The sequence below is a fragment of the Rubellimicrobium rubrum genome (genome assembly GCF_006152115.1).
In the GTDB taxonomy this organism is placed as follows: domain Bacteria; phylum Pseudomonadota; class Alphaproteobacteria; order Rhodobacterales; family Rhodobacteraceae; genus Rubellimicrobium; species Rubellimicrobium rubrum.
This window is the reverse complement of the sequence record NZ_VDFU01000058.1, coordinates 1-9,643: the sequence shown is the minus strand read 5'-3', so window position 1 is coordinate 9,643 and position 9,643 is coordinate 1. Positions and strand designations below refer to the sequence as shown.

At 62.0% G+C, this 9,643-nt stretch carries 6 protein-coding genes; 4 read left to right on the top strand and 2 right to left on the bottom strand.

The annotated features are described in order from the left end of the window. Window positions 1-848 precede the first annotated feature (848 nt). The 3 genes from FHG66_RS20715 to FHG66_RS20705 are packed head-to-tail and all read left to right on the top strand — an operon-like array spanning window position 849 to window position 5,562. A complete protein-coding gene (locus FHG66_RS20715) occupies window positions 849-2,660 on the top strand; it encodes a sulfotransferase (protein WP_139079050.1) in 1,812 nt (603 codons plus the stop codon). A 35-nt stretch (window positions 2,661-2,695) separates the two neighbouring features. Beyond that, entirely contained in the window at window positions 2,696-4,549 is a 1,854-nt protein-coding gene (locus FHG66_RS20710) for a beta-1,6-N-acetylglucosaminyltransferase (protein ID WP_139079049.1), read from the top strand. After that, a complete protein-coding gene (locus tag FHG66_RS20705; protein WP_139079048.1) occupies window positions 4,546-5,562 on the top strand; it encodes a glycosyltransferase family 2 protein in 1,017 nt (338 codons plus the stop codon). The genes FHG66_RS20710 and FHG66_RS20705 overlap by 4 nt, the downstream gene beginning before the upstream one ends. 172 nt (window positions 5,563-5,734) lie before the next feature. Here the strand turns inward: FHG66_RS20705 and FHG66_RS20700 are convergent, their stop codons facing one another. Further along, window positions 5,735-6,907: a polysaccharide pyruvyl transferase family protein gene (locus FHG66_RS20700; protein ID WP_139079047.1), complete on the bottom strand. Its 1,173-nt coding sequence runs from the start codon at window positions 6,905-6,907 to the stop codon at window positions 5,735-5,737. Between the two features lie 146 nt (window positions 6,908-7,053). Between FHG66_RS20700 and FHG66_RS22725 the strand changes: the two genes are divergently transcribed. Next, the gene (locus tag FHG66_RS22725) at window positions 7,054-7,179 is read left to right on the top strand and encodes a hypothetical protein (RefSeq protein WP_281282983.1); all 126 of its coding nucleotides are present in this window, start codon (window positions 7,054-7,056) and stop codon (window positions 7,177-7,179) included. A 581-nt stretch (window positions 7,180-7,760) separates the two neighbouring features. Here FHG66_RS22725 and FHG66_RS20695 read toward each other — a convergent pair. Further along, complete coding sequence (locus FHG66_RS20695) at window positions 7,761-8,117, bottom strand: hypothetical protein (protein WP_139079046.1); 357 nt, start codon at window positions 8,115-8,117, stop codon at window positions 7,761-7,763. Window positions 8,118-9,643 lie beyond the last annotated feature (1,526 nt).

Sequence of the window (9,643 nt, the reverse complement as noted above, 5' to 3'; positions counted from 1 at the left end):
GGATCCGAGCACGACCAATGTCAACCTCAAGGACTCTCGTCATGAACGAGGGACGACCAGGGGGCAGGTCAGTGTGCCCAACGGCCCGCGGCCGTGCGGCTCTCTTCCAGTGCTCGCCTGCTTGCGGCCCGCCTTCCGGTGCCCTCGCCGGAGGTCTTCGGACCGATGGCAAGCCATCGCTCCAAGATCCATAATGCGGGATCGTCATCCCGGCCAGACTTGGACCAGCGCGCGGATGATGGGAGCGAGCACGCCCGAGCCGTAATCAGCGCACGAAGCCGTTGGTGAGGGTCTTGGGCCGCCTATAGATGGCTGGCGCATCCTGCCACCGTACCCGGTGCGCAGCATATGGAGCATCCCACTCAGCAGTCGCCCAGCATCCACTAGGGGTTGACTGGCGCCCTCGAAACCTGCGGGCACAGCGTATCTGCCTGCTCAACCGTCAGGCAGACCTGTCCGTGCATGCGGCCTTTTCAGGTCAGAGGAGACGAGACAGCTAAAGCGCCGAAGCGCCGGAGCCCTTTGCAGGTCCTGAACTTGGCCGGTTTTCGCTCCGGACAGGCTGGCTGGCCAGAGATCCGTGCATGGTTTGACGGTCTCTAGGTTCCCTTATAGAGGGAACACCGCAAACAGAAATGTCAGGTCTCGTTTTGATCCTCCATAGTTCCAGCGCCCTGTTGCCGGAGCCCTTGGCGCTAGGGATCTTAAGGAGACTGGAACCATTCCTGGTGCCGGCAGATCCGGTGCATCCGGCCTTGCTGCCTCCGAGAAAACCGCCGCAAGGTCGGCGATCCCCCTACTGCGGTTCGGCGCAGTTTAGCCAGTAGTCCAGAGGAGCGACCTTCGGCGTGCCAGTTCCCACCTTCCTTTGCGTCGGGGCTCAAGAGGCCGGGACTTCGTGGTTCCGTTCCATGCTCGAGCAGCACCCGAGCGTCTATCTCCCGCCCCTCAAGGAGATCCACTTCTTCGATTACATCCATCTTCCGCATCACCGGAACTGGGTCGCCTCGAATTTTGCCGCGAGCTTGAAGCATCTGCGGCGTCAGGGAGGGGACGTCGATTATCTCGACCGCCTTGAGCGCCTGCCTCGTGAAACGGATGAATGGTACGCTGCGGTCTTTGGTGACCCTAGGGCCCATGGTCGCCTTTGCGGTGAGATTACGCCAGCATATTCGATCCTGTCCCAAGTAGGCATTGAACACGTCCATAGACTTAACCCCGACATCAGGATCATCTTCATCATCCGAGATCCCGTCGACCGGGCCTTGGCACAACTCAAGGCGAATGCTGCACAGGCAGGGTTGGACAGGGTCCCGGAAGACATCCTCGAACGCGGACCGACCATGCGCGGCGTCATCGCCCGGAGCGCCTACCATGCGAACATCGAGCACTGGGAAAAGGTCGTTCCGCCTGAACAGATCCTTTACCTGCCTTATCGGATGATTGCCCTCGACCCGGGCCGTTTCATGGCCGAAGTAGAGCACTTCCTTGGCCTCCGAGGGCACGAGTACGTTGGCCTTGGCAAAGCCCCGCATGACCGTGCGATTGCGATCGATCCGGAGGTATCCAAGGCCCTCGAACTCGACCTGGAAGGGGAACGCATCTATCTTTCTGGTCGGTTCAGCAATGCCTTCAGCGAGGGCCGGGCCGTTGTGGCTGGACGGTCCAAAGGTACGCTCGCGAAAGCGGCAAAGCCGGGGCGGACAGTGTCGCAGGTGGTAATCCATGCGGGCATTCACCGGACCGGCACGACGAGCCTGCAGCAGTTCCTGTCAGGCAACCGTACGGCCCTTGCCGCCGAGGGGGTCAGCTATCCCGGCGGGCGGGTCCACCACCAGCATCTGGCATGGGGGCTCAGGCGCGGAGAGATTTCAACCTCGGACATGCTGGATCATATAGCGATGCAGGAGGGCAAGGCCTCCACGGTCGTGCTCAGCGCCGAGGACTTCTGCATCCTTACGGACCTCGCCTGGGTGGAGACGATCGCGAAGACCTACCCGACCCGCGTGGTCTTCTATCTGCGGCGGCAGGACCACTGGCTGATGTCCTGGTATAATCAGCATGTCAAATGGCCGTTCGAGACACGCAAGGCCCAGATGGCGCCAGACGAGTTCCTAGCATCCATCGAGGACTTCTACTGGCTCGACTTCTCGACGTTGCTCGGGCGATGGGAGGCCGCGATAGGGGCCGAGAACGTGTCGATCGGCGTGCTGGAGAAAGGTCAGGTCGGCGATGTGGTGAACGATTTCGTCGATCGGGTCGGCCTTTGCCGGGACGGGCTGTCCTTTGGGGAAAAAAGGATCAATGACAGCCTGCCCGTTCATGTTCTGGAGATTGCACGGCATTTGGGCTTGGCAGGTATGGCCCCGTCCGAGCGCATGCGCCTGCTCGGGGCGATCAGGGCCGCTTTCGCCGACAAGCCTGCGCCGGCCTCTACGGTCTATTCGCCCGAGGAACGCCAATCGGTCCTTGACCGCTTTGCCCGGTCCAATCATCAGGTCGCGAGACGGTACTTCGCGCGCGACGAGCTGTTCCTGGAGCCACCTCCAGCGCCTGATGCCCCTTATTTCCACTTTCCCGACATGGCGCGGCAAGAGTTGATCCGGGAATGGGTGGCACCAGTCATCAGGCAGCTTGTCAGCCCAGACGGCCGAAAGTAGCGCGTAGTTGATCTGCTCAGATAGGGACGCCTGTTTTGAAGATAGCCTTTGTGATTCTTGCGCACGAGCGGCCGCAGCATGTGATGGAGCTTTGCGAAGTCCTGGTCGCGTCGACTACCGACGCGGTCGCATTTATCCACTATGACCTTCGCTCCCCGGATGCCGACTACGAGACGCTCAAGGCTGCGGTTGCGCAGAACGAGCGCATCCGCCTCGTTCACGCCCGGGTCGCCGGACGCTGGGGCAGCTTCGGGTTGATCGAAGCGCCGCTCAACGCGCTCGCGCAGGTCGAAGCCGAGGGGCTCGAACCGGATTACGTCATGCTGCTCAGTGGATCCTGTCTGCCCTGTCGTCCCCTGGCGCAGCTCGAACGCTACCTCGAACAGAACGCCGGCCGCGAGTTCATCGAGGCCGAAGACGAGAGCTGGGTCGGCAACGGCTGGCGCTCGGAGCGCTGGCGCTATCGGTTCTGGTTCGACCACAAGACGCAGCATACGGCTGAATGGGCTTTTCTGCAGATGCAGCGCCTGCTGCGACTGAAACGCCGCTTTCCCGAGGGGCTTGAACCACGCTTCGGCTCGCAATGGTGGACGCTCACCTGGAGAACCTGCCGCGCCATCCTCGCGGATGTGCGGGCCAAACCCGACCGCCTTCGCTTCTTTCGCTCGGTCTGGATCCCCGACGAGATGTTCTTCCAGACCTATGCGCGCAAGCTGGCGGGCCCGGACCGGATTACCGGCTTCGGCCTGACCCACTTCCAGTTCACCAATCGTGGCAAGCCCGTCGTCTATCATGACGACCACATCGGGTATGTGGGCACGCTGCCGCGATTCTTCGTCCGCAAGGCCGGTCCAAGGGCAGAAGCCCTGCGGCGACATTGCTTCTCACTTGCCGCTCTGCCCGATGACGGCGCGCCTCTTCAAGAAATCGGAGAGCGTCGTTACGATTATCAGCTGACGGTTGAAGCACAGACCCACTATCCGACGCCGGGCCAACTCTTCTACCGGAGCCAGTACGTCGACACGACTGACCCCGTGCTGTCCTCGATCCGGGCGCCCTATGTCGTCCTTGTCGGTCCGCCAGTTTTGACACGGGCTGTGGCCGACCGGATTGGCGGCACCTTGTCCAACCAGTTCACGATCTTCGGCGAAGTCTTCGCTCCTGACAGGGTCGATCTGGGCCCTGGGCGGGCTTCGATCGGTGGCCTGCATCGAGACGACGTCGCCATTCGCAACGCGCACCCCGCCTTGTTTCTGGTCCGGCTGCGATCCCGCACAACTGCATGCCCCGTGATCACTTGGTCTCCGTTCCACCACGCTTCACTGCTTGAGGCCGTCCTTCGGGATCCCCAAGCGCTGATCGTGGCCTGCCTGCCTTTCACGGAAGAGGAGGGTCAAGACCGGCGACTTCTCCATCTCGCCAGCCACCCCGACCGGTTGACGATTCCGATCTCGCCGGGGCTGCTGCCGGAGTACTCTCCGCAGCTGATCCGAAAGCTGCTGTTTGACATCTTGGGCGAACCCAGGGGCAACTGGCCTCATTGGCTGGGCAGCTTGCTGTCCTACAGGGAGCAGCCGACTGCCCCCTGGGCTCGTGATCGGATCATTGCGATGCCTTGGTCCTGGGGCGAGGAGCAGTCGGCCAGTGAACTCCATCGGGAACTCTTCAGCAGGTCTCTCGCGGCCTGCCGCTTCCGCACCCGGCCTTGGTTCGCAGCCCTCCAAAGCGTCCTGCAAAACGTGGCCCAAGGAAAAGAGATGGAGCGCCGGATTAACGAACTTCTTGCGGACTTCGCAATCTGCGATGAATCCGCCGCATCCACGCAGAAGCACCAACTGGTGATAGGAGCGGGCGCTGCGCCGGTCGGTGGCGAACAGGTGGCCGTATGAAACGCAGGATCCGCAGCGCACTCCGCAACCTGCTCCTGATCCCACACTTCGCCACACTGGAACTCAGGGATCGCCGGGCAGGGCGGCAACTCCGGCTGGTGCAAGATCGTCTTGACCGGGTCAGGCCTCGCGACATCCTCCTCGTGACCTGCCTCCGCAACGAACGGCTTCGCTTGCCGGCCTTTGCCGACTATTATCGCCGGCTGGGCGTCAGCCACTTCCTCATCGTTGACAACGACTCGGACGATGGCCTGATGGACTGGGCGGCCGAACAGGCCGACGTTTCGGTCTGGCATACTGGTGCGAGTTACCGAGAGTCGAATTTCGGCATGCTGTGGGTGAACGACCTCCTGCGACGTCATGGCAGCGGGCACTGGTGCGTGGTCGTCGATCCCGACGAGTTCCTCGTCTATCCGAGGATAGAAACGCGCGACCTGCATGCCCTCACCCAGTACCTCGAGGACGACCGCCGTCATTGCCTGCATGCGGTCCTGATCGATGCCTATTCCGACCGTCCCTTGTCGGAAACCGTTCTGGAAGAAGGCGCCGATCCGTTCGAGGTCTGTCCGTTCTTCGATCGGGATGGATACATCCAGCGAGAGGGCTGGGGCCGAGGTGCCTGGGTGCAGGGAGGTCCGAGACTGAGGGTGCATTTCCGCGACCGACCGCTCGAGGCACCAGCGCTCAACAAAATTCCCCTGATCCGCTGGAAGCGTTATTATCATTATCGCAGCTCGATGCACGACGCTTACCCGCGAAGACTGAATCGCGCTCATGCACCCGGCGAGGTATCAACGACCGGAGCGCTCTTTCACTTCAAGATGGTCGCGAGTCTCAGGAGCAAGGCCGAGGAGGAGGAGCGTCGCGGGCAGCACTATGCCGGCGGCCGGGAGTACGCTCGTTACCGCAAGGAGCAGGAAAGCTGTTTCTTCGAGCCGGACATCAGCATGCGCTACGAGAGTTCAAGCCAGCTTGCCAAGCTGGGGATCATGTCGCCCGGGCGCTGGTTCTGAGCTCGGATGAGGGTAAGGCGGGGACGACGTTGCGGTCGTCCTTGCCCCGACCGAGCGAACGCCGGGCTGATCCCGGCTTCCGCTCTCGCAGAAGTTCCTCTCGGGGAGGCATCGTCCTCAACAAGCTAAGGGCACCACCGGGGCTACGGGCCCCGGCAGTCTTACCTAGCGCTTAGGCGTTCTCGTAGCAGAAATCCCGAACTTGCCTCTTGCGGTCCATGTTCTCCGCGTCTCGCTCGAGAATCCGGGCCGGTCGTACGCTGGGCGTCCCATCGATCATGCCGGGTACATACTTCTTGAAGCTGGACCCGAGATGCACGACGGAACGATGCTTGTCGTTGTAGTAGAGCCCGTCTTGGACGAAGACCCCGGAGCAGCCGAGCCGGGCCGCGATCAGGTGCGGATGGAACCGCTGGGTCACCATATAGTCGTTCGGACCGACCGGTAGCGGTTGGAAGACAAGCTGGTGGCAGTCGAGCACACGCATGTCTGGCAGCGCCCGACGCAGGTTGTCCAGGTTGCGGTCTGCGAAGTTGGGGACGCAGTTCCAGTAGGTGACCTCGTCAAAAGCTGGCGCGATGGCGAGGATCTCTGCCTGCAAGCCCTGCAGTTCTGGCCCGAACTCCTGTCGGAGGAAGCACAGGTGCAGCCGTCGGGGTGTGTTCTCTTCTACGCCCGAGACGTAGCGGACCATGTAAGTGTCATCGACGCCGTTCACCAGGTTCGCCCTGTTGTTGAGCAGGTTGAACAGCTTGTCGTAGCCATAGACGTCCCGGCATTCGAACAGGGCAAATTCGGACAACGCCTCCGCCAACGGAGCGGTATTCTCGCGCGCATCGAAGTGAAGCGGCGTGAGACCAATGCCGGTGGCAAAGATCTTTGCACCAAACTGCCGTTTGACCGCCGCCGCAAAGCCGATGAGGAACCCCGAGTCCGGCCGGATTCCCGAATTGATGTATCCGCCGCCAAAGATGTGGAAGGTCGCCGAGTCCTCGATCGCTTCGAGAGCCTCTCGCAGTTGAGGGAACTCTGCATAGGTGCCGTTCGAGAAGAAATCGAGCCCATGGCGAACGCCGGTCAGGAAGCGTTCGCCGGCATTCTTGATCCCTGCGAACTGCGTCTTGATTGTAGTGTTGGCGAAGATCTTGATGCCGCTCAAGTTTTGGACGCGATCACCGTCCAACCCGAAGAATGTCCTCGGGGTGTTAATGCTGTTACAGTCGAGCGTGATCCGTGCCTCAGGGGACCGCTCCGACAGGTAATCGAGCCACGCCTTCGCGATGAGTTCGTCACCGAAGTTCGGAGCGCCGTTCCCTCCCAAGAGGTATGCGTTCTTCCTGACCATCTTGCCTGCCTGCCTGCCTGTTCGTCAGCCGCCTTATGAGATGCGACCCGAGCAAGGTCAAACCGTGACTTCTGCGGTGCGCACTGCCAAGCCAGCCTCGCTGAGTGCCGAACTGGGTACTGTCGGCCATCTCACGAGGAGGACTCATGTCGCAGACGAGAAACAACCATGAGATGGTGAGCCAAGCTGCGGCCTGGGTGAACGTGATGATGCCGCTGGCGAGGACGTCGGCGGAGGCTATCCGATCCCTTGGTGCGGCCGAGGCGACCTGACATTGCTGGAGCAACGGTGATGTCGCGCGCAAGTTCGCTAAGGCAGGATGGCTCAAGGAACCGGGACAAGAGATTGAGCCACCGTCTCGCCCCTAGTTCGAGAGATGGTAGCGAGACCGGGTGCTGAAGGCGGTTCTCGACCGTTCCCTTGGACCACCTCATTTCAATAGAAGTCTTGTGGGAGGATGTGTCAGCCCCTTGCGACGCTGGCCAGCCGTGCAACAGGGCCACTCCGTAGCTTGGCGTCTCTGAGCGCGAGTCCGCAGCAGGACATCCCGCGGTGTTGTCTGAGCTTCCAATGAGCCCGTTCGTCTGATCGAGACCCGGCCTGCGAAGTCCATCAGAACCAGCGGCCATCAGCACCGCAGTCGAAGGCCGGAAACCTGACCATCCCCCCGACGGGATCAGCATCCACTCAAGTCAGCACTCGCAGGATAGGGCCATCCAGACATGAGGACATCTATGCGTCGGTTCTCCTCGTCGAGCCGCATCCAACGCCATCGCCGGGGACCTCATCAGCCCACGGCTACAGCCGAGGTTGCACCAGATCCAAGCCCTCCGATCGCACTGCCGAGGTGATGCTAGTTCAACGATGCGATGCTGGCGGCCTCAGTCTCGACAGAGATCGTGATCTCTTGGCCATATCTGGCGAAACTGTACAGCGATCCTTCATGTCCTGGCATGCCGAACGCCAAGGCGTCACCGTCCTGCATGGGCATGACAACTCGCATCGGTTCGCCGTCCGCGGTCCGGTCGCGGAAGGTGGCTGTCACCTCGATCGCGCCTTCAGCCGCCTCGGTCCAATAAGCGACCATGTCGAGTTCGCCGTCATGCAAGCTCCCAGCAGCGAGGGCACGGCTGATCGTGACTTCCTCGGCTTGGGCGGGTGAAATCAGCATCGTGCCAAGCAGGGTAACAAGAGCAATTGTCCTGATCATGAATAAAGTCCCTGATAATGTGCAATTCGCTGCACGAGTGGTTGTCAATGTAAACGAGTGGGCCGAATAATGATGCAAGTGGCCCTACACTCCGAGGTCGGTGAAAGCTTTGGGCCGCAAGATGACATGCTAGATGTCCGATAAGGACATACGTCTCAATGGCGGAAATCCTGACCTAGGCTGGTGCCAGCATCGCGTGTGGGAGCATTTTTGTCGCGAGGCAAGGAGACCAATGCTTCCGGTCCTGACCGCCGGAGGACATCGCCATACCCACCCTCGAGAGTTTGCTTGCTCTTCTCGTCACCATCCGGGTGCTCGCGCCTGGGCAATTCGTTGAAGTCGAGGCGGCGCTCGCGACGCACGGCACCGGGCCATTCTGTGGGCCAGCAACCAAGAACTCCGACGGCTACGCTCGGTGGATGCTGGCCCGCGCCGATGGCTAGCTGCCGACACTCCTGCCGCTGATCAGCTGAGCAGGACGGCCGACTGGCCGATCAGGGTCCGGATCGGCGGTAGCGCCGGTCCGGACATCGCGAACAGCGTACAACTCCATAGTCCTATGCTCACTCGCCGGTGCCCTGGCCGCGGCTATGTTGACTTTGTCATGGACAACGCCTCTGCTGGATCCGCTTTTGCCCTGCCCATGGTGGGCGCCATTGGGCTTTGCTCCTACGCCGCTGTGTAGCGCGTCTCCGTCTCAGGCGGCGACGCGGTTCTCAAGCGCACCGGCTACCCCCACTCCTCGGGCAATGCGATCGCAGCTTGGCTCAAGGCACTCGCAGCGCGTGGTGCCGACGTTGTGACGCCCGACCCTCTCTTCGCCTCCAACCCTCGCCGGGTCGAAGACGAGTGGCCCAGCGAATGGGTGGTCTACCCGGTCGTCGAGGGGGCGGGCTACACGGGCAGGGGGCGCCGATTGGAGCGGCCGGCCACTTCCTGGCCCGCCTCCACGCTGTGAGTGCCGACCTCGGGCCTGGCATGATCGCGGGCCCGCGGCTCCCCCTGTGGTCCGAGACGTGGGTTCTAGAGCATGCGGACTGCGCTGCGGGTGTGCTGTCGCTCAAAACGCCCCACCTCGCGCCAGCCTGGGACACTGCCCGGGACGACCTGCTTCAACGCCATGAGGCGGCCCGCGCTCAACTCCCCATGCCGAGTTGCCGGTCTGCGCCTGGTCCAGAACACAAGGCCTCCAATCTCGTCTTCGTCGCGCCCGACCGGCTTGTGCCAATCGACCCTGACCACGCGGGCCGCGTCTCACGCGTCGATGACTTCTCCTGCGCGCTCCTGCTCTTCCACGTAGACCACGCCGGCTCGCCAGGGCGACTCTTCAACCCCACGGAGTGGCGCGGCTTTTTGAGCGGCTATTCGTCGGTCGTGTGACTGACGAAAGCCGAGCGGGACTCTTGGCCCGACATCCTGCTGGTGGGCTGGACTGATCAGGCCGTCTGGCTTCTCAGAGCCTGACCCGAAAAGAGTTGAGCGGCATCAGCGGGCTGTGACTCCGTCTGGCGGCCAAGCACGACGGA